Origin of the sequence: uncultured Roseibium sp. (genome assembly GCF_947496995.1) — a bacterium.
Classification (GTDB): Bacteria; Pseudomonadota; Alphaproteobacteria; order Rhizobiales; family Stappiaceae; genus Roseibium.
In genome coordinates this window covers 163,424-187,123 of the sequence record NZ_CANMFD010000005.1, presented here as the reverse complement: position 1 = coordinate 187,123, position 23,700 = coordinate 163,424, and the positions used below count along the sequence as shown (strand labels likewise).

Genomic DNA, 23,700 nt, shown 5'->3' with positions numbered 1-23,700 from the left:
AGGGTCTGCGGTGGCCACATCCGCGGACCCGGCCGGCGCGGCTGCTTCCTTGCCGGGTTCACCGGCCGGGTTTGGCAACCTGTCTCCCGACCCCTGGGCGTATTTGCGCACTTGCCACCGCCCCTTGCGGCCCTCTAACAAAGGAGGCTCAATAAATCCGCGCCGGAGTCGACCCTGAAACTCATCGCCGAAAACCTGACCATCGACCGCGGCGGACGCCGGGTGTTCGAGGACCTGTCGTTCTCGCTGGAAGGCGGGTGCGCCCTGGTGGTGACCGGCGCCAACGGCATCGGCAAGTCGTCGCTTCTGCGCACGCTGGCGGGGCTGGTCCCGCTTGCGCATGGATCGATCCGGCTGGAGGGCGGTGTCCCGGACACGCCCCCTGAAGAGCACATCCATTATTTCGGCCACCAGGATGCGGTCAAGCCGGCCCTGTCGGCACTGGAGAACCTGCGGTTCTGGCAGAGTTTTTCCGCTGCGGCTCACGTTTCCGGATTTTCCGACGGTCCGGTGAAGCCTCTGGAAGCACTCGATATCCTGGGCATCGGACACACGGCCCAACTGCCTGCGGCTTTCCTTTCGGCCGGACAAAAACGCAGACTGTCGCTTTGCCGGCTTCTGGTGACGCCAAGACCGATCTGGCTGATGGACGAACCGACCGCGGCGCTCGACAGGGTGTCGGAAACGCAGCTTCTGAACCTGATGAACACCCATCTTGCGGCCGGAGGCCTGATCGTGACGGCGACCCATGCCGATCTGGCGCTTGAAAAAACGCTGATCCTGCACCTGCAGACCGGGGATACGGCCGATCTGCCTCTCGAGGAAGCGATGCAATGAGCCCCTGGGCAATCGCTCTTTTCCAGCGTGACCTGCGCCTGTCCGTCCGGGTGGGCGGAAGCGCGCTCGTGGGAGTGCTGTTTTTCCTGGCCGTCGTCACCGTCATTCCCTTCGGCGTCGGCCCGGATCTCAACCTTCTGTCGCGCATCGGGCCGGCGATCCTTTGGATCGGTGCCCTGCTTGCTACGCTGCTGGGGCTCGACCGGCTGTTCCAGGCGGATCGGGACGACGGCACGCTCGACCTGATGCTGATGGCCGGTCGGCCGCTGGAACTGGTGGTTCTGATCAAGTGTCTCGCTCACTGGGTGGCAACCGGCCTGCCCCTCGTCGCCGCCGCGCCCCTGCTGGCGGTGTTTCTGAATATCGATCCGCTGGCGATGGGCGCCGTCACCCTGACGCTTCTGGTCGGAACTCCGGCCCTTACTCTGATCGGAGCCATTGGTGCGGCGCTGACCGTGTCCCTGCGCCGGGGCGGACTTCTGCTGGCCGTTCTCGTGGTGCCGCTGGCGATACCGGTGCTGATTTTCGGCGTCAGCTCCGCCGATGCCGCCATTCACGATCCGGTGCCGTTTCTCACGCCGTTTCTGATCCTGTGCGCCCTCTCGCTGATTGCCGCGGTCATCGGCCCGATCGCCTCGGCCGCCGCCCTCCGCTTCGCAACCGACTAGATCACTTTCCGATTATATTGAGTCATTTGATGGCTTGAGCGAGCGCAATGCGCCTCTGCGACGTTCGGTTCATTGATGGCATCGCAAGACTGCAGTAAAAGCAAGCATGGCATTTTGGGATTATGCAAATCCGACGCGGTTTCTGAAGCTGGTCCAGGTGGTTCTCCCCTGGCTCACCGGCCTGTGCGTGCTGGCCTTCGGGGCCGGGCTCTACATGAGTTTCTTCGTCGCTCCGGAGGACTACCAGCAGGGTCAGACGGTCCGCATCATGTATATCCACGTGCCCGCCGCGTGGCTGTCGATGATGTGCTATTCCATCATGGCCGTCTCGTCGCTTGGCACACTGGTCTGGAAACACCCTCTCGCCGACGTGTCCGCCAAGGCCGCCGCGCCGATCGGCGCGGCCTTCACCTTCATGGCGCTGGTCACCGGGTCGCTCTGGGGCAAACCCATGTGGGGCACCTACTGGGTGTGGGACGCCAGGCTGACATCCGTACTCGTTCTGCTGATCATGTATCTCGGTCTGATGACCCTGTGGCGCACGATGGACGATCCGATCAAGGCCGGCAAGGCGGCTGCCGTTCTGACCCTCGTCGGCGCTCTCAATCTGCCGGTGATCAAGTTTTCGGTCGACTGGTGGAACACGCTGCATCAGCCGGCCAGCGTCATGCGCATGGACGGTCCGACCATTCACCTGGATATCCTCTGGCCTCTGCTCGTCATGGCGGTTGCCTTCACGCTGCTGTTTTTCGTGCTGCACCTGATGGCGATGCGCAACGAGATCCTGCGCCGCCGCGTGCGCACGCTGCGCCTGCGGGCCGCCAGCGCCGCCCACCCCCGTTCCGCGGTCGCAACCGCGCAGCCTGCGGAGTAAGATCATGGACCTTGGCTCCCACGCCGGCTTTATCCTTGCCTCCTACGGCCTTTGTCTCCTCACCGTGCTCGTTCTGATCGCATGGATAAGGATCGACAAGGCAAACCTGGAAAGGGCGCTGAAGGAGCTTGCGGAGCAGGGCGTCTCCCGCCGGCGGCCTGAAGAAGGCGGTCGCTAACCCGAATGAGTGCTCAAGACACAAATGCCGGCTCCGGCAAGGACCCTGGCTCGAAAACGCCGAAGCGCGGCTTCCCGGTGCTTGTCCTGCTGCCCCTGGTGCTGTTCGCCGCGCTCGCCGGCCTGTTTCTGTTCCAGCTTACGCTTGGCAACGATCCGCAGAAAATCCCCTCCGCGCTCCTCAACAAACCGGCTCCGGACTTCACGCTCGCACCCGTACCCGACCTCCTCAGGGACGACGACCCCGTACCCGGCTTTTCGCGTGACGATCTTCTGGGCAAGGTGTCCGTCGTCAACATCTTTGCCTCCTGGTGCGTGCCCTGCCGTCAGGAACATCCGCTGCTGGAGGACCTGGCAACGGTGGAGGGCATCCAGCTTCTGGGCATCAACTACAAGGACAAACCGGAAAACGCGCGCCGCTTCCTCGGAAGCCTCGGCAACCCCTACACGCGTATCGGCGCGGATGACGCTGGCCGTACAGCCATCGAATGGGGTGTCTACGGCGTTCCGGAAACCTTCATCGTCGATACCCGCGGCATGATCCGGTACAAATTCATCGGTCCGCTCAGCCCCCAGTCCTACCGGGACGTTTTTCTGCCTGAACTCCGGAAAATCCAGCAAGGCGGCTGACCCACCGGGGTATGGCATCCTTCGTCACATTTGCGCGATATCCGGCAAAACCCGCCATGGTCACTGCCTCGTGACTCGCGATTGACAGCGCGATTGCATATTTTGACGCCATCCAGAAGAGGAATTGAACCAGATGGTGGGTGCACAGCGCCGGAGAGCCGCGAATGCTTTCCGGAAGATTTTTATCGTCCTGGCCGGAATAGTCACGCTGACGGCTTCCTTGAGCCACGCCGGGGCCGAGCCTCAAAAGGTCGTTGAACTGTTCACAAGCCAGGGCTGCTCGTCCTGTCCGCCGGCCGACCAGCTCGCGGAGCGGCTGGTCGGAGAGGAAAGCGATCTGCTGACGCTCGTCATGCCGGTGGATTACTGGGACTATCTCGGCTGGAAGGACACGCTCGCAAGCCCGGCCAATTCCCAGCGCCAGCGCGCTTACGCGGCCCGTCGGGGTGACCGCTCGGTCTATACCCCGCAGATGGTCATCAACGGCAATGAACACGTCGTCGGCAGCCGCGAAAGGGATGTCCGCGCGGCCCTTGCCCGCACAGATCCTTTCACCGCCACCGTCGATCTGAAAATCTCCAACATGGTCGTTCAGGCCAAGGTGGACGGAACCCTGCCCGGCAACGCGGCGATGGCGACGGTCTATTTCGTCCGGATCGAAGACGAGACGGCGGTTGATATCGGCCGCGGGGAAAATGCCGGACGGAAGATCCGGTATGTGAATGTCGTCCGCAATCTCCAGCCCATCGGTATGTGGTCCGGCGGCGCGGAGACCTTCCGCATGCCGAAATCCAAGCTTATGCTGAAAGGCGACGCCCGCTGCGCGATCTTGATCCAGGTGGAAGACCAGGACGGCCCGGGAACCATCATCGGCGCCACGGTTCTGGACTGGAAAGGCTGATCTCGAAGCCTGTTGCACCTCGGGATCGCCAGCACACACACTTAAGGTTGCCAATCCCCTGCCCTGTGATCGCCGGGCAAATTCCAGGCATTCAGCTGATTTCGCGGGAATAATGGCGCCATGTGCCTTGTAACCCGCGCAAAAGCTGCTACCCCTTGCGCCGGTTCGATCGGCTCATCAGATCGACAGACCTCTTGTCGGAACAGAAGCAGGTCTGAAAGTTGATTGGTTGTAAAGTGTTAGGGCATCTGTCAGCGTTGCATTGAACGCAGGACATGCTGGAGCAGCCGGAATTCAACCGGCATTTCCGCTCTCACGCATCTTGTTCGGGCGGATTGATCCGGGGGTATGACATGGACCTGAAGCGCAGGCTACGGATTGCCTTTTCAAGCATCTTGATTGGCATCCTTGTGCTCGGTCTCAAATTCGCAGCCTATTGGCTGACCGGGTCTGTCGCCCTGTTTTCCGACGCCCTGGAAACGACCGTCAATATCGCGGCCTCGATCGCAGCTCTGGCGGCCGTGTGGTTCGCAGCCAAACCCGCCGACAGCAATCATCCCTACGGTCACGACAAGGCTGAATACTTCGCGGCCGTTCTGGTCGGAGTGATGATCGTCCTGGCGGCGATATCCATTTTCTATGCGTCCTGGATCGGCTTCACCAGCGGCCGCAGCCCGCATTATTCCCCGGTGGGGATCGCCATGAACCTGAGCGCCGCGATCATCAACGCGCTCTGGGCGCGCTACCTGATCCATTACGGCAGCAAGACACGGTCACCGGCGCTCTTGGCCGACGGCAGACACCTGATGGCGGACGTCATAACCTCGGCCGGTGTGCTGACCGGCGTCGTGCTTGTGCTGATGACGGGTTGGAAGATTCTTGATCCCGCGCTCGCAGCTCTCGTCGGCTTCGCCGTGCTGTGGTCCGGCTGGAGGTTGGTAAAGGAATCCGTCGGCGGCCTCATGGACGAGGCTGCTTCCGCCGACGTTCTCGACAAGATCCGCCTGCAGATTTCCGAACAGGGCGAGGGTGCCATCGAAGCACATGACCTTCGCTCCCGCATTGCCGGCAAGACGACCTTCGTCGATTTTCATCTGGTCGTTCCGGGAGAAATGTCGGTTGAAGCTGCGCACGATATCTGCGACAGGATCGAGGTCGCCATCGCGGCAGACGTTCCAGGCGCAAAGGTCACCATTCATGTGGAGCCCGAACACAAGGCGAAACATTCCGGTATTGTCGTTCTCTAGGAGCGATTCCCAATGAACACCCTCATTGGAAACCACATCTGCCCCGCAAGACCGAATTCTTGAAACAGGATGATCCCAAAATGCCTTCCTGGCGGCGGTTTCACGCCCAGCTTGCCGACCACATCATTCTGATCGCCGGATCGCTCTTCATGGCGGTCCCGATCTATACCCTGTTCGCGGCGACAACCCACGGGGCTGGCGTCCCCATGATGCCGAGACTCGACATGGGAGGAAACGCGCTCGAAAATTACGGCCGTTTCCTGACATCGGACTATGGCTTTTCCGGAGAAGTGACTGCGCTCACGATGCTGTGGAATTCCCTCCTGCTCGGCGCGGGTTTTGCCTCCCTGAAGCTGGTCCTTTCGCTCATCACCGCCTATGCGCTGATCTACTTCCGCATCAGGTTTGCAAGCCTCGTCTTCGCCATTCTTCTACTCACGCTTTTGCTGCCGCTGGAATCCCGCTTTCTGCCCACTTATGAGGTCGTTGCGGAGCTTGGCATGGTGAACACGCGTGCCGGGCTCATTTTCCCGCTTGTCGCCTCCGGACTTGGAACGCTGTTCTTTCGCCAGTTTCTGTTGACGGTGCCGGACACGCTGATGGAATCCGCACGCCTCGACGGCGCCGGCCCCTTCCGGTTCTTCAGGGACATTCTCCTGCCGATTTCGCTGCCGACGGCCGGAGCGCTGTTCCTGGTGTTGTTCGTCACCGGCTGGAACCAGTATCTCTGGCCCGTCATCGTGACATCCGAGGAGAGCGCCTACACGCTGGTCCGGGGCATGCAGTTCTTCGGCCGCGCCAGCCCGCACGGATTGATGCTCGCGGTTCTGGCGGTGCTCCCGCCGGCACTGCTTGTCATCTTGTTTCAAAGACAGGTTGTTAAAGGTCTGTTCGACGGCTCACACTAGGTACCGACCCATACAATGAGGATGACATGGCATTTGAGGCGATCCTTTTCGATTGCGACGGCGTTCTGGTCGATTCCGAAAAGATCTATGTGGAAGTGGAACGCGAGCATCTGGCCAGGATCGGTCTTCATTACGACCTGAATGTCTATATGGACCGCTTCCAGGGCCTCGGTGGCGCGGACTTCTGTGCCGCTTTGCAAAGTGATCATCAGGCACTCGGCAAGGGTCCCCTGCCGGAGACCTTTGGTCCGGACCTTGACGCAGCCACTTTGGCGCGGATCGACGCCGAACTCACCGACATAGCCGGCATCAAGGAACTGCTGGAGGCACACAGGGGAGCACGGGCGGTCGCGTCCTCGTCCCGCCTGCAGCGGCTGCACCACAAGCTGCGCCACACCGGCCTTCACGCCTATTTCGAGCCGCACATCTATTCAGGCGAACAGGTTGAGAACGGCAAACCGGCGCCGGATCTCTTTCTCTTCGCTGCCGGCAAGCTGGGTGTGCAGCCGGCGTCGACGCTTGTCATCGAAGACAGCGCCAACGGGGTCAAGGCCGGGCTGGCCGCGGGCATGACCGTCTGGGGATTTGTCGGCGGCGGTCACAGCCATGACGGCCATGCAGAACAGTTGTCGGCCGCAGGGGCTCACAGGGTCGTCGACAGTCATGACGACCTGGCAGCCATGCTGTCGGACACCAGCCCAGTGGCTTGAAGTACACGGCTGCCTCCCCAAGCCCTCCGTCCCGGCCTTGAGCCGGGACCTTCAGAGACGGAAACAGATCCCGGCGCAAGGCCAGAGCCTGCTTTCGGACCTTTACCTGCCCAGATCGCTTTCCGGGTTGGCGCTGATCTTGTGGATGGAAAGATCGGCCCCAAGGTGCTCCTCTTCCGCCGTCAGGCGCAGCCCCATTGCAACTTTCAGAATGCCGTAGACGACAAGGCCTGCGCCAAGCGCATACACCGCGCCAAGGAGAGTCCCCGCGATCTGAGCCAGCGGCGACACGCCGCCGAGACCACCCATCGCCTCCAGTCCGAAGAAACCGGCAGCAATGCCGCCCCAGGCGCCGCAGATGCCGTGCAGCGGCCAGACACCGAGAACATCGTCGATTTTCAGCTTGTTCTGGCAGATCTCGAAACCGATCACGAAGATCCCGCCCGCGATGGCGCCGACAACCAGACAGCCCGCGGGATGCATTATGTCGGAGCCGGCACAGACGGCGACAAGTCCGGCGAGCGCGCCGTTATGGACAAACCCCGGGTCGTTCTTTCCGACCACGAGCGCGGCCAGGATGCCGCCTGCCATGGCCATCAGCGAGTTGATCGCAACAAGGCCGGAAGCCCCTTCCAGCGACCCGGCCGTCATCACGTTGAAGCCGAACCAGCCCACGCACAGCATCCAGGACCCCATGGCGAGCCAGGGAAGCGAGGACGGCGGAATGCCGACCGGGCGGCCGTTGCGGTCGTAGCGGCCGATGCGCGGGCCAAGCAGCAGCACGGCCGCCAACGCGATCCAGCCACCGACGGCATGGACCACCACGGATCCGGCGAAATCGTGGAAGGGCGCGCCGAAGGACGCTTCGATCCAGCCCTGGATGCCGAAATTGCCGTTCCAGACAACGCCTTCGAAGAGAGGATAGACAATGCCGACAAGCGCGACAGTCGCAAGGCATTGCGGCCAGAACTTCATCCGCTCGGCGATACCGCCGGAGATGATCGCCGGAATGGCGGCGGCGAAAGTGGTGAGAAAGAAGAACTTGACCAGCGTCAGGCCCTGCAGCTCGAAACCCTCCCCGCCGCCGGACAGGGTCGCGGCATTCACCAGGAAGGTCGTGCCATAGGCAACGGCATAGCCGACGAAGAAATAGGTCACGGTCGACAACGCGAAGTCGACGAGAATTTTCACCAGGGCATTGACCTGGTTCTTTTGCCGCACGGTTCCCACTTCGAGAAACGCGAAGCCTCCATGCATGGCAAAAACGAGGATAGCCCCGACCAGAACGAAAAAGACGTCCCCCCCAACCCCTGTTGCACTCATTTCCGACCCCCGATTAGGCAAATTGCCGTTTGTTTATGCTTTTGGAACCGCAAACCATACAATCCGCATGCCAATCGGGCAGAAGTCTATAAAATACGCAGAATTCAGCCGATCTATTGAGCACATCCGGATTTACACAGCGACTCGCGACCTTGAATTCTGCTTATTTGATGATCACTTGCCTATTTTTTGGATCAACCTGCTGACCTTCAAGCAACATCCAATGGAGGACGCGATCTTTTCGGGGCCCGCCGAACATCCAGGGCATTCCACCAGACGCGAGACGCTCCGGCGCCATCCCCTGCAGTACAGGCAAATAAAAAAAGCCCGGAGCGAACTCCGGGCTTCCAAGTTTGCGGTCTGAGCCAAAAGACCGCCTGGGAGATGTTGGTCAGCGCATCCTGTTAGAGGCGCTGGGATCCCATTCCGAATTCCGGATAGGCTTCCACGCCGACTTCGACCTTGTCGAGCCCGAGCGCTTCTTCTTCTTCCGAGACCCGGATGCCCATGGTGGCTTTCAGGATGAACCAGACGATTGCCGAAGCGACCAGCGTGAACACGCCGTAGGCAACGATACCGGTGATCTGAACGCCCCAGGAGGCATCGGTGTTGGAGAGCGGCACAATCAGCGTGCCCCAGATACCTGCCAGCAGGTGAACCGGGATGGCGCCGACCACGTCGTCGATCTTCAGCTTGTCGAGCATCGGCACGGCGAATACGACGATCGCACCACCGACAGCACCGATGAACACGGTCTGCCAGACACTCGGAGCCAGCGGCTCGGCGGTGATGGAAACGAGACCGGCAAGAGCGCCGTTCAGAGCCATCGTCACGTCGACCTTCTTGTAGAGGATCTGGGTGAGGATGACCGCCATGACGACACCGGCGGCAGCCGCCATGTTGGTGTTGGCGAAGATGCGGGAGACGTCGGAGACGTCGCTGATGGTGCCCATTGCGAGCTGCGACGCGCCGTTGAAGCCGAACCAGCCGAGCCACAGGATGAAGGTACCCAGGGTTGCCAGCGGCATGGAGGAACCCGGGAACGGATGGACCGAACCGTCCGCACCGTATTTGCCTTTACGGGCACCCAGGATGATCGCACCGGCAAGAGCGGCCCAGCCACCGACGGAGTGAACCAGTGTCGAACCGGCGAAGTCGGAGAAGCCCATTTCAGAGAGCCAGCCCGCGCCCCACTGCCAGGAACCGGCGATCGGGTAGATGAAACCGGTCAGAACGACGGTGAACAGCAGGAACGGCCACAGCTTGATGCGCTCGGCCAGGGTGCCGGAGACGATCGACGCGGTCGTGGCGCAGAACACCATCTGGAAGAACCAGTCGGACGCAGTGGAATAACCGGTGTCGAGTGCATCGCCACCGACAGCATCGAAGGCGTACGGACCGAAGGATCCCATGAACCCGCCGTCAACACCGGTGTACATGAGGTTGTAACCGGTGATCCAGTACATCAGGCCCGCAATGGAGTAGAGCGTGATGTTCTTCAGGCACTGCATCGAGACGTTTTTGGAGCGGACAAGGCCGGCTTCCAGCATCGCAAAGCCGGCAGCCATCCACATCACGAGGAAACCACCGATCAGAAACAGCAGCGTGTTCAGGATGTAGGCGACCTCAGGGGACACGGCCGGAATAGCCGCGGTGTCCTGGGCGAGGGCCGGCACTGCCGAGAGGCTCAGCAAGGCCAGCGACGTCGCGCCCTTAGCGACAAGTTTATTCATGATACGTTTCCTTACCTAAAATCAAAGAGCTTCGGCGTCGGTTTCGCCGGTACGGATGCGGACGACCTGGTCGATGGAGTGGACGAAGATTTTTCCGTCGCCGATCTGACCGGTTTTCGCAGCGCCTGAAATCACCTCGACAACCTTGTCGACAGACGCACTGTCGACAGCGACCTCGATCTTCAGCTTCGGCAGAAAGCTGACGGCGTATTCGGTGCCGCGGTAAATTTCGGTGTGGCCTTTCTGGCGGCCATAGCCTTTGACTTCAGTCACCGTCAGCCCCTGGATGCCGATGCTCGTCAGGGCATCACGCACTTCGTCGAGCTTGAACGGCTTGATGATGGCCATCACTATTTTCATTGCTCGTTCCATTCCCCTTGCTTAGCGCCCCTTCCCATCGAAGAAGCTCCGCCGACCGGTCCGGAAATCGCGCCTGTTTCACATCCCCCTCTGGAAGGATCGTCTCAGGTCTTTGGCTGCGCCACGTTGCGTGGCTCCGGAACGGTGTCGGCCATTGCTAATCAAGGACCGTGCCAACTTGCGAATGATGGGTATTTTTTCGCAGAAACCCGCGCGTTAACGAGCGTTAAGGATTGAAGACAGGAAAGAGAGAAAATTCAAATGGCCACTTTTAAGGCAGAATATTTGCACAATAAGTAATCAACTAAAGTGATCGAGTTTAAAAAATAGGCATAAAAATCAAATTCGGCCTACCGCATAAAAAAGCGGCAGGCCGAATGTGCGAACCATCAAACCAACTGATTCTGCAGGTTCAGTCTCAGGCGGAAAACCCGCCGTCATCCAGATAGGCCTGCTCTTTCGGCGTCGTGTCCCGCCCGAACAGAATGTTGCGGTGGGGAAAGCGGCCGAACCGCCGGATGACATCCATGTGGATCAACGCGTAGTGATAAAGCTCCGTGTCGCCGAGGGCCCGAAACAGATCCACCGACCGTTCCTGATCCGCCATATCCTCCGAATGCTCGAAAGGCAGATAGAAAAATCCACGCGCTGCTTTTGGAAAGGCCCGATCGAACCCGCGGGAAAGCGCATGCTCGGCCACCCTCAGCGCCTTCGAATCTCCCTGGAAGGCATCGGCCGTTCCCCGGAACACGTTTCTGGGCATCTGGTCCAGCAGCAGAAGAAGCGCGAGCGATCCGTCCGCCGTCTCCATCCACGGATCCAGATCATCGGAAAACGCTTCCTCGATCGCCGGCAGGAATCGCTCCCGGCAGTCACGGTCGAACTTCTCGTCGCTTGCAAACCATTTTCCGGCGCCGGCCTGCCACCAGAAATCGAGCACATCCAGCGATGTGATCTGCTGATCGGTCATTGATAGTCTTTCACGATTGCGTTGAAACCGGCCGCTCAAAGCGGCTATCCATCGGCCCATTATAGCAAACAGCTATTGGCCGCAGGCAAGTTTCTGCCAGCTTTCGATGTGATCGGCGTAGGTCTCTTCGAAAAAGCCGTTTTCCCTCAACCGGGCCATTTCCTCCCGGAAGGCCTCGACCAGCTGGGGGTCGCTTCCCTTGCTGAAGACAGCCCACAGGGGCTGTGCCAGCGCCTCCACAAAAACCACCGGCTTCAGTCGCGCGCCGTCAAAACCTTGCCGACAGGCGGAGGCTTCGGCCAGAAATCCCGTCAGCGGAACGAGATCGAGTCGGCCGAGATAGAGCATCTCGATACCCTGATGGTAATCGGTGATCGGCACCATGTTACCAGTTTCATCAAAGCCGAGCTGTTTCAGATAGCTGTAAAGATTGCCGCCATCCTGAACGCCGATCCGCAGTTTGAGCGTCTTGAGATCTTCAATCCGGTCGACGGCGATCTTCGGCCGGGTATCGAGCTGATAGAAATACTGCCCATAGGGGGACACTTCGCCCAGCCACTCGAACCAGTCTTCGCGTTCCGGCGTTCGGGAAAGCGAAAAAAGCAGGACATTTGGTTCCAGCCGCGCCATCAGCATCGCCCTTTTCCAGGGCAGAAATTCAAACGGTCCGACCGGGACCGGCAGACGGTCGCGGACCCGGTCAATGACGGCAAGCATGAAGTCGGCGACATAGCCGTCCGGCTGTCCGTCATTATCCCACTGCAGCGGCGCAAAGTCCTGCGTCACGATGCGGATCTGCCCGGACGCGGCCTCGACCTGCGGGTTGTGCCACAAGCAGGCTGAAATCAAGGCACATGCGAAGATACACAATCCAGGTTTCAAGGGCCTAGTACCGAAGAGCGTTGATGATACATCTGACCGGTCCATCTTGCAGGAACCGCAAAAATCCGGGAGATTTTCACGCTTTTTCCGTTATCTGAATGTCTTGACGTTTCCCGAAGCACAGCGATCGTATATTGAGCCTAAATTCGAACTGCTAATCTTGCGTAAAGACTTGTGAGAACTCCCCATATCTCGAAGCGACGAACCATCGTTAAATCGAGCAGTTTCAGGAACCGCATTCATTGAGTGAAACGACACTGGACTTGAAAGGCCTGAAATGCCCGCTGCCGGTTCTCAAGACTCGCAAGGCCTTGCGTCGTCTTGCCTCCGGCGACCGGTTGACGGTTCTGACCACGGATCCGATGGCTGAAATCGACATCCCGCACCTTTGCCGGGAGGACGGTCACACCCTGCTGGCGGCGGAAAAAACCGCGACTGGACACAGTTTCCTGCTCGCCAAGGGCGCGTGAAGCATCCGCATTCGGTTGATCCGGGACGACGTGCTTCACCGCCTCAGGAGCGGTTCGCGATCCCGTCGATTTCCGAAGCCAGGTCCAGGTCCAGCGCGCTCAATCCGCCGACATCATGGGTCGCCAGAGTGATATCGACGCTGCGGTAGACATTGAACCATTCCGGATGATGGTTCATCTTTTCCGCCACCAGCGCCACCTCCGTCATGAACCCGAAGGCCTGCCGGAAATCCTTGAACTTGAAGGATTTCGAAATGGCTTCTCGTCCGTCGCACAGGCGCCAGCCCGTCAGTGCTTTCAGCCCCGCCGCACGGTCTTCCGGTTTCAGCCGCTCTGCCATTTGATCCTCCTTCGCATCGGAAACTCCCGATTTTGGGTCCCCACCCTAACCCGATGACAAGGTGAAGGCGATGCGGTATCCCGTGACGACAAAGGTTTGCGTTGCCCTGCCGGACGCGCCGGCTGACCTTGTGATCATGGCCGCCACTCCGGAGATTGCCGTGCCTCGTTCTGTCCTCTTCGTTTGTCTTGGCAACATCTGCCGGTCCCCGCTCGCCGAAGGCGTTTTCCGCTCCCTTGTCGAAGAGAGAGGCGACGGCGACCTGTTCACAATCGATTCCGCCGGAACCGGCGCCTGGCATATCGGCAATCCACCGGATCCGCGCTCGATCGATGTCGCTGCGAAATACGGGATAGATCTGTCCGCGCAGCGCGCCCGGCAGGTCGTCCCCGAAGACTTCACCCGGTTCGATACAATCGTTGCAATGGATGCCGCCAACCTCGCGGCGCTCGGATCCGGAAAAAACGCCGGCACGGCCCGTATCCGCCTGCTGCTCGACGATCCGCCCAAGGACGTTCCCGATCCCTATTTCGGCGGACCGGACGGGTTCGAACATGTCTGCCGCCTCGTGCGCTCAGGCTGTGAGCGATTTCTGGAGACGTTTGACCGGCCCTGATACGTCTGAAGCCGGATCGGGCCGGCACGCGAGAGATTGCCCCTGTTACTACGCCCTCGGCGATCAGGGTTCATAAATACGTCTTGCGGGCCGTTGTATGGATTTTACTCCCTGAGACAGTCCCGGGTCCGATCATGAAACTTCTGTGGTGGTGTATTGCTGCGGTCCTCATTCTGCTCGGCCTGGCGACCGTGTGGATGCCCATCCCGACCGGAGTGCCGCTGCTTGCCCTTGGCCTGATCGTCATCATCGCCACAAGCAGAAGCGCGGCACGGCAGCTGCGCAGCCACCGGCGCACCGCGCCACAGCTCAATCACGCCATAACCTGGGTGGAGGACAGGTCCCCCTTGCCCTTTGCCCGCATACTCAAGCGCACCCGGCCGCGCAAGAAATAGGACCGGTCAGTTTTCCGAAAATTTGCCGAGCGCGCTCCGCACGGCTCTCCTGACCTTCGTCAGGGATCTCCGCCCTGTTCTTTGCAGCCTGCGGCCGTTCACCGTGAACCATTCATCCAGCCGGATGTCGCTTACGAGCGGCGGCTGTTTGACATAAAGCAGGTGGTGGATGACCAGGATGAGCAACAGGGTCACGCCCCAGGAAATCAGCGTGTCGGAGAGAAAATGCCCTCCGAACGCAACCCTGTTGACTGAGAGGATCAGGCAGAGCGGCAGGATGAACGCCAGCACGGGCTTGCGCCAGGTTGCCGGCACAAGAAAGGCTATCGAGACCAGCCACATGCCCGCCGAGGCCTCGCCGGAAACGAAGGAACAGTTGCTGTCGCAGCTGTCGGTGATTTTCCAGACCGGCTGAAACGGCAGATCGCCTCCGAATTCCTCGACCGACCGCGGACGCGGGCGCCCCCAGTTGTTCTTCAGGATCAGGTTCACCAGCACGCCAGGACCCAGAATGAGGGTGCTGAGCAGAAAAACCGGCATGCGCAGCGGCATCAGCGGCGGCCGTCCGGGCGCCAGCAGCTTGATGAGGAGCACCGCGACGCAGACGATTGCGATCAGACGGACGAGAAACGGGCCCAGATGCCTCACATCCCGCAGAAACGGCACATCCTGGGCGGAAAACCCGGCACTCGCGGAATAGAACAGACCGCTTGCCAGAAAATCGACCCCTGGAAAAATCAGGAAGAACAACGACACCACGGCTACGTAAAGGCTCACGGCGACCATCGGATGCTGAATGCACCACGCGGCCACCTTGCGCGGTAATGACGTCATTTTGTTTTCGCTGGAACCGACATGTTTCATGGGCACATGATCTAGATCACCCCGCCCTCATATGGAACCATATGAAAGCAGAAAAGTTGTCCGGCCTGCAGATGGAAGCTCCTTGGAAGCCATATGGCACAAGTGGAAATCCGTTCACTTGGCCTGTGAGCCGGTCCTGCTGCGCAGTGCACGCACCATGGCCTCATACAGTGCCAGGGGAGACAGGGGCTTGGTGAGCGTTTCCTGAAAACCCGCCTGCTGCAGCCGGTCGTCATCAGCCGATTCCAGCGCCGCGGTCACGGCGATCAGCGGCAGCTCGAACTCCGGCCGCAGATGTCTCAGCTCCTCGGCGGTTTCCACGCCGCTCATTCCCGGCATATGCAGGTCCAGAAGCACGGCATCGAAGGTGCTCTTGCCAACCAGGCCGATGGCCTGCTCGCCCGACCTGGCGATTTCCGAGGAAATACCGAAGGATTCCAGCAAGGCCTCCAGCAAGCGGCAATTCGTATCGTTGTCGTCGACAATGAGCACATGTGCGGAAAGTCCGCTCGCGGGTGGAGCTTGTTCGCGAACAGTTGCCGAGGGAGAGGATTCGCCCGCGTCCCTGTCTCCGCCCATTCCCCCTTCGGCGGGGATGCGCACTTCGAAGCAGCTGCCGCCGGCCTCCGAGCGGCTCAGCTTCAACTGGCCGCCCATGTCCTGCAGCAACTGCTGCGTTCCCCACAACCCCAGACCCGTCCCCGGTCCGGTCTCGCGGCCATGACGGCCGCGGACAAACGGCCGGAAAAGCCGCGCCTGTTCCTCCGAATCGATGCCCGGACCGCTGTCGTCAACGCTCAGAGCCACCAATTCGTTCTCCGTGGGCGCCTCGGCGGGGATCAAACGCACGGTCAGCGCGACACCCCCCTCCGGCGTATATTTGACCGCATTGTCGAGGAGCGTCGTCAACACCCGGCGCAGCGCGCCGCCATGACGGGTGACGATCCGTTGCACCGGTTCCTCGAGCGAAACCTTGAAAGACAGGCCTTTTTGCTCGGCGGCGATCCGGAAAAGGCCGGCGACATCGGAAACCACATCGGCAACCCGGATCGCCGCACTGCCGGCTCCAGAACCGGTGGCAGGAATGAGATCGCCGGTGAGCTGGGTCAGCGCATCGATGGAGCGAATGAGAATGGACAAGTGCTCTGATTGCGTATCGTCAAGCGGACGATTGCCGATGAGTTCTGCGGTCAGCCGCATCGCAGCCAGCGGCGTCCTCAGGTCGTGAGCAAGCAGCGCAATCTTGATGCTGTCGTCATCCTGACCTGCCATACGGCCCAGGCTCCTTCGCGTGGGATGGACATCAACGGGGCTTGCCAGACGGATGCCAAAAAGCCAAGTTAACCAATACCGTGCTTACCCTGATGACTGGCCTCTGTCCATCCGGACGCTTTCCCGTGGCCCGAACCGCCAGTCCCATGTCCCGAACCTGCCAGTCGTCCGATCTCAACATGTGCATCTCCGCGCCGCTGCCCTGGTTGCAAATGTTGAAATATTGAAATCCACTCGATAAATATCTGTTTCCAGTAGGTCTTTTTGAATTTGGCATTTGAATGCGAACCGGCCGCAAGCGGGTATCAAGTGTAAAATTCGATCCACCGGATCAGATTCAGCCAGAGGCCGTCGCTTCCAATGCTTGGACAAACCCTTTCCATTGTTGCCCCGGTCTTCATTCTGATCGGCATCGGCTATGCGCTGGCGAAGTTTCGGGTGCTCAAGCAGAACGCCAGTGATGCCCTCGGACAATTCGTCTTCGTCGTCGCCATTCCCGTGCTACTTTTCCGCACGCTGATCGGCGCAGATCTCAGCTCCGGTGTGCCGCTTGCCCTGTGGGCCAGTTATTTCCTCGGGGTAGGCGTCGCCTGGGCGCTCGGTGCCCTGATCATCCGGAAAGGATTCGCGCGCGATGCCCGTGCCGGAGCCATCGGCGGCATCTCGGCGGCTTTCGCCAACGGCATCATGGTCGGCTTGCCGTTGATCTCCGCCGTCTACGGCGAAGAGGGGTTGATTCCTCTGCTCCTGATCATCTCCATCCATCTGTCCGTGATGACAGTCCTTATGGCGGTGGCCATGGAACGCGCCGCCGCGCTCGACAGCGGCGAAGCCACGCCCCCGCTTGCGGATCTTCTGAAGGGCGTCGCCCGGAACCTTGCCAAAAATCCGCTCATCCTTGCCATCGTCATCGCCTTCATATGGCGCCAGACCAGCCTCGAAATTCCCGAGATCGGCATGGACGTCTTGAACCGCATCGCCGCGACGGCCCTGCCCCTGGCGCTGCTGTCGCTCGGCATGAGCCTGGTGCAATACGGAATGCGCGGCAACGTGCTGCCTGGTTTGCTGCTCGCAACGGTGAAGATCCTGGTCATGCCCGTCGTCGTCTTTGTCGCCGGGGCTTTCGTCTTCCAGCTGCCGCCGCTCTGGACCGCCGTGGCGACCCTGACGGCCAGTTGCCCGACCGGAGCCAACGCCTATATCTTCGCCAATCGCTACGGCACCGGCCACGCCATGTCCGCCAATGCGATCACCGTGACGACCTTGAGCGCCATCATCACCACAAGCCTGTGGATCTGGTTTCTGGACATGTGGTTCGGAGCGGCTCTGCGCTAAGCGGCGCCAGCCTCAAAGACCGATCCGCTTGCGCAACTGCGTATGGGTCATGCCGGCATCGCGCAGGGCCCTGAGGCTGGTGTCGCTGTTCGATTTCGACAATTTTCGGCCGTCTTCACCCATGACCAGCCGGTGATGCCGGTAAACCGGCTGCGGCAAGCCGAGCAATTCCTGAAGCACCCGATGAACACTGGTGGCATGATAAAGATCCTGTCCGCGCAGCACATCGGTGATGCCCTGTCGCGCATCATCCACCACCACCGACAGGTGATAGCTGGTCGGCGTGTCCTTGCGCGCCAGCACCACGTCTCCCCATGCCGCCGCATCGGCCGCGACCGTGACCGCCGGCTCGAACAGACGCGCACCCTCGGCTCCGGCCTCCTGCCAGCCTGGCGATGCGCCGATCCGTTCAAGCGCCCCTTTCATGTCGAGCCGCAGGGCAAAAGAAGCATCGCTGGCCGCGCGCTGACGCAGTTCCGCTTCGGACAACACCGCTTCGTCGCCGGGATAGAGCGGCGCCCCGTCCGGATCGCGCGGCCAAGATTTACCGCTCGCCTCCTGCCGGTTGACGAAAGCCTTGATTTCCGCCCGCGTCAGATAGGCCGGATAAACCAGTCCCGTATCCTGCAGCCTCTCCAGAGCTTCCCGGTAGAACGCAAAGCAGTCCGACTGACGGACGACCGGCTTCTCCCATTGAAGCCCCAGCCAGGCCAGGTCCTCGAACATGTCCCGTTCCAGTTCCGGCGTGCAGCGGGTCTGGTCGATATCTTCCACCCGCACAAGAAGCCGGCCGCGAAGCGCCGCGGCCGCGCGGGCATTGAGCAGCGCCGACAGCGCATGACCGAGATGCAGATGCCCGTTTGGAGAGGGCGCGAAACGGAAGACGGGTTCGGTCATCGAAACCAGGGCAACGGGGTTGACGGGACGGTGGGCCTGAATTCAAGTCCTAACATCCCCGATGCCGGGTGCAAACAACGAGATCGTTCCGCATGAAACCGATTGACACGGAAGCTGACATTCACGCCGGACTGTCCGAATTGATCAGATCGGATCCGCGTCTTGCTTCCGTCGCCCGGATTGCCGGACCCATCCCTTTGCGGCGCAGGACTGCGGATTTTGAAGGACTTGCCCAGATCGTCACCGGACAGCAGGTGTCGGTGGCCAGCGCCTCTGCCATTTTTCAGCGGCTGCAGATGCTGGTAACGCCTCTCACCGCTGACCGGCTTGAGGACTTCACCGACGACGATCTTGCCGGCGCGGGTCTCTCCCGCCCCAAGATCCGGACTTTGCGCGCAATCGCAACCACATGCCGCGACGGCCTCGATCTGGCGCATCTGGCCGAAGCCCCGGCAGAAGAGGCCCATGCACGCCTGTGCGCCATCAAGGGCATTGGCCGCTGGACGGCTGATATCTTCCTGTTGTTTTGCGCCGGTCATCCCGACGTCTTTCCGAGCGGCGATCTCGCGCTGCAGATCGCCGTCCGCGATGCCCTGCAGTTGAACGAAAAACCGGCCCCGGCGACCCTGGATGAGATCGCGGCCCCATGGTCACCGCACCGGGCCGTCGCCGCGCGCCTCTTCTGGTCCTGGTACCGGGTGCAGAAGCAGGGGCGGGACACGATGCCGGTCTAGGTCCCCGACATCTCCGCCACAGCCCGCAGAAGCAGCTCGATGTCCTGCGGCCGCGACAGGCGATGATCGCCATCCGGAACGAGAGTAAACGTGACATCGTCGAGCGGCAGGGCCTCAACCAGACGCCGGGCGTGGCTCGCGGGCACATCCGGGTCCTGCGCCCCTTGCAGGATCGTGACCGGCGCACCAACGTGCAGCAGATCGCCCAGCAACAGGTGCCGGCGGCCATCTTCGATCAGCTTGCGCGTGATGACATAAGGCTCATCGCCATAAGCCGAAGGCTGCGCCCAGCGCCCTTCGGACAGGATCGTCCGGCGGATGTCGTCCGTGAAGCGTTGTCTCCACATCAGTTCCTCCGTGAAGTCCACCGCCGGAGCGATCAGCACAAGTCCCTTTATCCTGCCGGTCGCCCTGCGGCTCAACGCCAGCAGCAAAGCAAGCCAGCCTCCCATGGAGGAGCCGACCAGGATGGTCTCATCCGGACAGAACCGGTCGAACACGGCCTCCGCCTCCTCCAGCCAGTCGGAAACGCAGGCGTCCTCGAAATCGCCGCCGGATTGACCGTGACCGGAATAATCGAACCGGACAACCGCCTGCCCGCGCGCCGCACCGAACACGGCAAGTTCTACGGCCTTCGTTCCGGACATGTCCGACTTGAACCCCGAGAGCCACAGAAGAGCCGGCGCCTTGCCCGGCGTTTCCAGCACCGCTATCCGGCGCTGTTCAGCGTTTTTTCCGACCTGGATGAATTGCGGTTCGCACGCGCCCATATTATGGCTCTCGTTCTGCTATCTTCATCTTTGCATATTCAGCTGATACCGGCCTTGCATCCAAAAGGCCACCCGGAGGGAAGACTTGGATCGATTGCCCCCAGCCACAACAATCCTTCAAGTCATCCCGGACCTGAATTCCGGCGGCGCGGAGCAGACGACGCTGGATGTGGCGCGGGCCATCGTGGACGCCGGGGGAACCGCTCTGGTGGTCAGCCAGGGCGGTCAGATGGAAAGCGGTCTCACCGAGGTCGGCGCGGAACATATCCTCATGCCGGTCAAATCCAAGAACCCGCTGACACTGTGGAAAAACGCCGGGCGGCTTGCCGCCCTGATTGCCGAGCGCAATGTCAGCATCGTTCATGCCCGAAGCCGCGCTCCGGCCTGGTCTGCCCTTCAAGCTGCCCGCAGCGCGAAGGTTCCCTTCGTCACGACCTACCACGGCACCTATAATCAGTCGAACACCCTGAAAGCGTTTTACAACTCCGTCATGGCGCGCGGCGACGCGGTCATCGCCAACTCCCACTTCATTGCCCGGCTCATTGCCGACAGGCATCCGTTTGCCAGGGACCGGGTCACCGTGATCCAGCGCGGCTCGGACCTGAACGGCCTTGACCCCGCCAATGTCAGCGCCCTTCGCCAGCAGGCGCTGAAAGACCAGTGGGGTATCCCGGCGGGACATCCGATTATCGTGAACATTGCCCGGCTGACCGCCTGGAAGGGCCAGAAGATCGTCATTGAGGCGATGGCGCGGCTGAAGGACACCGGCGGCAGCGATCCCATCGCGATATTGGCAGGCGATCACCAGGGCCGCGAGAACTATGTCGCCGAGTTGAAGAAACTGATTGCCGACAACGATCTGCATGACCGGGTGCGGCTGGTCGGACATTGCGCGGATGTGCCCGCGGCCATGGCGCTGGCAGACCTGGCAATTGTCGCCTCGACGGAACCGGAAGCCTTCGGCCGGGCCGCGGTCGAGGCTCAGGCAGCATCGGTTCCCGTCATCGTCTCGGACCTTGGAGCGGTTCCGGAAACCGTATTGGCCCCGCCCGAGGTTGCCGAAAATCAGCGGACCGGCTGGCGTGTTCCGCCGGCAGACCCGGACGCGCTGGCCGATGCGATCTCCATGGCGCTGCGCCAGGGCCCGGAAAACCGCAAGCAGCTGACGGAGCGGGCACTGAACCATGTCCGGCAGAACTTTTCCGTCGAAACCATGTGCGCGAAGACCCTGGCTGTATACGCCGGGCTCCTGAGTCAGGCTGCGAGCGGATAGGCCTCTTCGACAAGATAGGGTCCGCCGCCGACGCTGGCTTTGGCGGAGAACAGCACGAAGCGGCCGGCAATGAACGGCGGCGCCTGAAAATTTCCCCGCTCGCTCAGCCATTTCGCTACATCCTCGTTGGTCGAGGTCTTGCAACGCGCCACGGTTACATGCGGAATGTATTTGCGCCGTTCGGGCGGTAGATGAATCCGCTGGAGAATACGCTCCTGCTCAGCCTGCAGCTCGGCCAACTGCGCGGTCGGCTCTACGCGGGCCCACACCGCATGCGGCCTGCCATTGCCGAAAGAGCCCAGCCCGTTCAGGCGGATTTCGATGGGATCCCGGCGGATCCGGTCAAGCGCCGCCACGACCTCATCGGCCGTGCGGTCGTCTATGTCGCCGATGAAACGCAAGGTGAGATGATAGTTTTCCGGGTCGATCCAGCGGGCGCCCCGAAGGCCTCCCCGGAGCATCGAAAGCATGAGTCCCGTCTGGGACGGAATCTCAAGGCCTGTAAATAGGCGCGGCATGGGTTTTCCCTCCGCTGTCGCTGATGAAACCCATGAGGAATCAACTTCATGAAATTCGCAAGACAAAATTGCAAGTTTCTGAATTCGCGCCGGTTTTCCTTTTGGACAGACAAAAATGCCGGATCGGCGAGCAACCCATCCGGCATTTTTCATGCAAATTGATTCTCGTCTGAACCGATTTCCCTGCAGCTCCGGATTGAAGCCTTATGGAGCCGGATTGCCGAACTCCTGATGCAGCGCATCGATTTTTTCCAGAACATCTTCGCTCAGCTTCAGCTCGGCTGCCGCGATATCCGTCTCGAGCTGATCCATCCGGGTCGCCCCGAGGATCACCGAGGTCATGAAGCTGCGCGACATCGCGAAGGCAAGTGCCATCTGTGAAGGGTCCAGCCCTGCTTCCTTCGCAAGGTTGACATAGGCATCGAACGCCTGGATCGCGCGCGGGTCTTCGTAGCGTTGAAGACGGTTGAAAAGGGCTTTCCTGGAACCGGCCGGCAGCGCTCCGTCACGGTACTTGCCGGTGAGATATCCCTGCGCCAGCGCCGAATAGGCCAGAAGGCCGACATCTTCCCTGCGCGCGACCTCCGCCAGGTTGGTCTCGAAGGTCCGGTTGACCAGTGAATAGGCGTTCTGGATCGAGACGATGCGCGGCAGACCGTAACGCTCTGCGGCAGCGATATACCGCATCGCGCCCCAGGAGCTTTCGTTGGAAATGCCGATGTGCCGGATCTTGCCCGCCTTTACCAGGTCGGCCAGAACTTCCAGCGTGGAATCGATGCTGTTTTCATCCTCCGCCGGCTCCACGTCGCTCCAGCGCGTCGGGTTCGAGCCGAACCCGGAGGTGCGCCTATCCGGCCAGTGGATCTGGTAGAGGTCGATATGGTCGGTCTGGAGATTTTTCAGACTGCGGTCGACCGCGAATTCGATCTGCGGCCGGGTGAGCCTGCCGTACTCACCGTTTTCCCGAAACCAGTCCATGTCGGTGCGCCCGACAATCTTGGTCGCGACAACCACCTTGTCGCGGTTGCCGGTTTTCGCAAGCCAGGTCCCGATGATGCGCTCCGTGCGCCCCTGGGTCTCCCTGTTTGGCGGGATGGGATAAAGTTCGGCGGCGTCGAAAAAGTTGATGCCCTTGTCCAGGGCGTAATCCATCTGCGCGTGGCCTTCGGCTTCCGAATTTTGTTCTCCGAAGGTCATGGTTCCAAGGCACAGGGCGCTTACCTGCACATCCGTGCGGCCGAGACGGCGTTGTTCCATCATGAATTCCTTTGATTTGAAAAGGGCGGTGCGGAAGCAAAAAGGCCGTTAGCCTTGGCTTTCACCCCTCAAGACGACTGGGCTCTGGCCAAAAGTTCTTCCACTTTCAGCAGAATGTTTTCGACAATGACGGCAACCCCCTCCGCATTGGGGTGCATGCCATCTGAAAGATTGAGATCCGGATCGAGAGCTACCCCGTCCAGAAAGAAGGGATAAAGCAGAGTATGCTGGGTCGTTGCAATATCCGAATATATCGGATCGAAAGCATCTGCGTATTCAGGTCCCAGATTACGGGGTGCCAGCATGCCGGCCAGCAGCACCGCTATGCCCCGCTCTTTCAGGCGTCTGGTGATTTCCTCAAGGTTTTTACGGGTAATTTCAGGCGAAATGCCTCTGAGCGCATCATTCGCCCCCAGTTCCACGATCACCGCGTCCGTGTCGGGACCGACCGACCAGTCGAGCCGCGAAAGACCGCCGGACGTCGTATCGCCGGACACGCCCGCATTGATGACCTCCACCGAATGCCCGCGCGCATCCAGCACTTTTTGAAGCTGTTCGGGAAACCCTTCTTCGGGTGCGAGCCGGTATCCTGCGGACAGGCTGTCGCCCAGAACCACCAGCTTCAGATCCGCTGAATGAGCCGCAACGGGGACCAGAAAAAAAGCCACCGCACATAGAAGGGGAATTAACCGGTTCACACTAACCCTCTTTCAGGACTGGAAGACGCGTCACATCAGGC

The 23,700-nt window shown here is 60.8% G+C and carries 28 protein-coding genes; 15 read left to right on the top strand and 13 right to left on the bottom strand.

The window, feature by feature from the left end; genetic code table 11:
* The first annotated feature begins 174 nt into the window (after positions 1-174).
* The 9 genes from ccmA to Q1B40_RS19850 all read left to right on the top strand — a co-directional run bounded on the left by ccmA (position 175) and on the right by Q1B40_RS19850 (position 6,952).
* Complete coding sequence (gene ccmA, locus Q1B40_RS19890) at positions 175-837, top strand: heme ABC exporter ATP-binding protein CcmA (RefSeq protein ID WP_299819118.1); 663 nt, start codon at positions 175-177, stop codon at positions 835-837.
* The gene (gene ccmB / locus Q1B40_RS19885) at positions 834-1,505 is read left to right on the top strand and encodes a heme exporter protein CcmB (protein ID WP_299818338.1); all 672 of its coding nucleotides are present in this window, start codon (positions 834-836) and stop codon (positions 1,503-1,505) included. Before ccmA ends, ccmB begins: the two co-directional genes overlap by 4 nt.
* Before the next feature lie 106 nt (positions 1,506-1,611).
* Positions 1,612-2,379, top strand: a complete 768-nt coding sequence (locus Q1B40_RS19880; protein ID WP_299818335.1) for a heme ABC transporter permease — start codon at positions 1,612-1,614, stop codon at positions 2,377-2,379.
* Positions 2,380-2,383: 4 nt separating this feature from the next.
* Positions 2,384-2,557 (top strand): heme exporter protein CcmD, encoded by a 174-nt coding sequence (ccmD, locus tag Q1B40_RS19875; RefSeq protein WP_299818332.1) that lies wholly within the window; start codon positions 2,384-2,386, stop codon positions 2,555-2,557.
* A gap of 5 nt (positions 2,558-2,562) precedes the next feature.
* Positions 2,563-3,186: a DsbE family thiol:disulfide interchange protein gene (locus tag Q1B40_RS19870; protein WP_299818329.1), complete on the top strand. Its 624-nt coding sequence runs from the start codon at positions 2,563-2,565 to the stop codon at positions 3,184-3,186.
* A 133-nt stretch (positions 3,187-3,319) separates the two neighbouring features.
* Positions 3,320-4,087: a thioredoxin family protein gene (locus Q1B40_RS19865; protein ID WP_299818326.1), complete on the top strand. Its 768-nt coding sequence runs from the start codon at positions 3,320-3,322 to the stop codon at positions 4,085-4,087.
* A 353-nt stretch (positions 4,088-4,440) separates the two neighbouring features.
* Entirely contained in the window at positions 4,441-5,334 is an 894-nt protein-coding gene (locus Q1B40_RS19860; protein WP_299818321.1) for a cation diffusion facilitator family transporter, read from the top strand.
* 80 nt (positions 5,335-5,414) lie between these two features.
* A complete protein-coding gene (locus tag Q1B40_RS19855; RefSeq protein WP_299818318.1) occupies positions 5,415-6,242 on the top strand; it encodes an ABC transporter permease subunit in 828 nt (275 codons plus the stop codon).
* A 26-nt stretch (positions 6,243-6,268) separates the two neighbouring features.
* A complete protein-coding gene (locus tag Q1B40_RS19850) occupies positions 6,269-6,952 on the top strand; it encodes an HAD family phosphatase (RefSeq protein WP_299818315.1) in 684 nt (227 codons plus the stop codon).
* 102 nt (positions 6,953-7,054) lie between these two features.
* On the opposite strand, the gene Q1B40_RS19845 is transcribed toward Q1B40_RS19850, so the two are convergent.
* The 5 genes from Q1B40_RS19845 to Q1B40_RS19825 all read right to left on the bottom strand — a co-directional run bounded on the left by Q1B40_RS19845 (position 7,055) and on the right by Q1B40_RS19825 (position 12,187).
* A complete protein-coding gene (locus Q1B40_RS19845) occupies positions 7,055-8,275 on the bottom strand; it encodes an ammonium transporter (protein ID WP_299818313.1) in 1,221 nt (406 codons plus the stop codon).
* Positions 8,276-8,679: 404 nt separating this feature from the next.
* Entirely contained in the window at positions 8,680-10,008 is a 1,329-nt protein-coding gene (locus Q1B40_RS19840) for an ammonium transporter (protein ID WP_299818310.1), read from the bottom strand.
* Between the two features lie 21 nt (positions 10,009-10,029).
* Positions 10,030-10,368, bottom strand: coding sequence for a P-II family nitrogen regulator (locus Q1B40_RS19835; protein WP_082836849.1), 339 nt, complete (start codon positions 10,366-10,368; stop codon positions 10,030-10,032).
* A gap of 418 nt (positions 10,369-10,786) precedes the next feature.
* Positions 10,787-11,338: a DUF924 family protein gene (locus Q1B40_RS19830; protein WP_299818301.1), complete on the bottom strand. Its 552-nt coding sequence runs from the start codon at positions 11,336-11,338 to the stop codon at positions 10,787-10,789.
* Between the two features lie 72 nt (positions 11,339-11,410).
* A complete protein-coding gene (locus Q1B40_RS19825) occupies positions 11,411-12,187 on the bottom strand; it encodes an ABC transporter substrate-binding protein (RefSeq protein WP_299818297.1) in 777 nt (258 codons plus the stop codon).
* A 275-nt stretch (positions 12,188-12,462) separates the two neighbouring features.
* Here Q1B40_RS19825 and Q1B40_RS19820 point away from each other — a divergent pair, with 275 nt between their 5' ends.
* Positions 12,463-12,690 (top strand): sulfurtransferase TusA family protein, encoded by a 228-nt coding sequence (locus Q1B40_RS19820; RefSeq protein WP_299818295.1) that lies wholly within the window; start codon positions 12,463-12,465, stop codon positions 12,688-12,690.
* Positions 12,691-12,733: 43 nt separating this feature from the next.
* Here the strand turns inward: Q1B40_RS19820 and Q1B40_RS19815 are convergent, their stop codons facing one another.
* Complete coding sequence (locus Q1B40_RS19815) at positions 12,734-13,030, bottom strand: 4a-hydroxytetrahydrobiopterin dehydratase (RefSeq protein ID WP_299818292.1); 297 nt, start codon at positions 13,028-13,030, stop codon at positions 12,734-12,736.
* Positions 13,031-13,190: 160 nt separating this feature from the next.
* Here Q1B40_RS19815 and Q1B40_RS19810 point away from each other — a divergent pair, with 160 nt between their 5' ends.
* Together Q1B40_RS19810 and Q1B40_RS19805 are read left to right on the top strand one after the other, a co-directional pair.
* Positions 13,191-13,646 (top strand): low molecular weight protein-tyrosine-phosphatase, encoded by a 456-nt coding sequence (locus Q1B40_RS19810; RefSeq protein WP_299819115.1) that lies wholly within the window; start codon positions 13,191-13,193, stop codon positions 13,644-13,646.
* A gap of 134 nt (positions 13,647-13,780) precedes the next feature.
* Positions 13,781-14,041, top strand: a complete 261-nt coding sequence (locus Q1B40_RS19805) for a hypothetical protein (RefSeq protein WP_299818290.1) — start codon at positions 13,781-13,783, stop codon at positions 14,039-14,041.
* A gap of 6 nt (positions 14,042-14,047) precedes the next feature.
* Here Q1B40_RS19805 and Q1B40_RS19800 read toward each other — a convergent pair whose 3' ends face one another.
* Together Q1B40_RS19800 and Q1B40_RS19795 are read right to left on the bottom strand one after the other, a co-directional pair.
* Positions 14,048-14,875, bottom strand: coding sequence for a phosphatase PAP2 family protein (locus Q1B40_RS19800; protein ID WP_299818287.1), 828 nt, complete (start codon positions 14,873-14,875; stop codon positions 14,048-14,050).
* A 144-nt stretch (positions 14,876-15,019) separates the two neighbouring features.
* Complete coding sequence (locus tag Q1B40_RS19795; RefSeq protein ID WP_299818284.1) at positions 15,020-16,177, bottom strand: ATP-binding protein; 1,158 nt, start codon at positions 16,175-16,177, stop codon at positions 15,020-15,022.
* A gap of 360 nt (positions 16,178-16,537) precedes the next feature.
* On the opposite strand from Q1B40_RS19795, the gene Q1B40_RS19790 reads away from it, so the two are divergent.
* Positions 16,538-17,512 (top strand): AEC family transporter, encoded by a 975-nt coding sequence (locus Q1B40_RS19790; RefSeq protein WP_299818282.1) that lies wholly within the window; start codon positions 16,538-16,540, stop codon positions 17,510-17,512.
* Between the two features lie 12 nt (positions 17,513-17,524).
* On the opposite strand, the gene gluQRS is transcribed toward Q1B40_RS19790, so the two are convergent.
* Positions 17,525-18,409 carry a tRNA glutamyl-Q(34) synthetase GluQRS gene (gluQRS, locus tag Q1B40_RS19785; RefSeq protein ID WP_299818278.1) on the bottom strand — a complete coding sequence of 295 codons (885 nt, stop codon included), beginning with the start codon at positions 18,407-18,409 and terminating at the stop codon, positions 17,525-17,527.
* Positions 18,410-18,501: 92 nt separating this feature from the next.
* Between gluQRS and Q1B40_RS19780 the strand changes: the two genes are divergently transcribed.
* Positions 18,502-19,143, top strand: a complete 642-nt coding sequence (locus Q1B40_RS19780; protein ID WP_299818276.1) for a DNA-3-methyladenine glycosylase 2 family protein — start codon at positions 18,502-18,504, stop codon at positions 19,141-19,143.
* Here the strand turns inward: Q1B40_RS19780 and Q1B40_RS19775 are convergent.
* A complete protein-coding gene (locus tag Q1B40_RS19775; RefSeq protein WP_299818273.1) occupies positions 19,140-19,913 on the bottom strand; it encodes an alpha/beta hydrolase in 774 nt (257 codons plus the stop codon). The genes Q1B40_RS19780 and Q1B40_RS19775 overlap by 4 nt on opposite strands.
* 85 nt (positions 19,914-19,998) lie before the next feature.
* Here Q1B40_RS19775 and Q1B40_RS19770 point away from each other — a divergent pair, with 85 nt between their 5' ends.
* Positions 19,999-21,186, top strand: coding sequence for a glycosyltransferase family 4 protein (locus Q1B40_RS19770; protein WP_299818268.1), 1,188 nt, complete (start codon positions 19,999-20,001; stop codon positions 21,184-21,186).
* Here Q1B40_RS19770 and thpR read toward each other — a convergent pair.
* The 3 genes from thpR to Q1B40_RS19755 form a co-directional block, all read right to left on the bottom strand.
* A complete protein-coding gene (gene thpR, locus Q1B40_RS19765) occupies positions 21,168-21,704 on the bottom strand; it encodes an RNA 2',3'-cyclic phosphodiesterase (protein WP_299818265.1) in 537 nt (178 codons plus the stop codon). The two genes, Q1B40_RS19770 and thpR, sit on opposite strands and share 19 nt — an antisense overlap.
* A 204-nt stretch (positions 21,705-21,908) precedes the next feature.
* On the bottom strand, positions 21,909-22,961 hold the full coding sequence (locus tag Q1B40_RS19760) for an NADP(H)-dependent aldo-keto reductase (protein WP_299818262.1): 1,053 nt from the start codon (positions 22,959-22,961) through the stop codon (positions 21,909-21,911).
* 68 nt (positions 22,962-23,029) lie between these two features.
* Positions 23,030-23,659: an arylesterase gene (locus Q1B40_RS19755; protein WP_299818259.1), complete on the bottom strand. Its 630-nt coding sequence runs from the start codon at positions 23,657-23,659 to the stop codon at positions 23,030-23,032.
* Between the last annotated feature and the right edge of the window lie 41 nt (positions 23,660-23,700).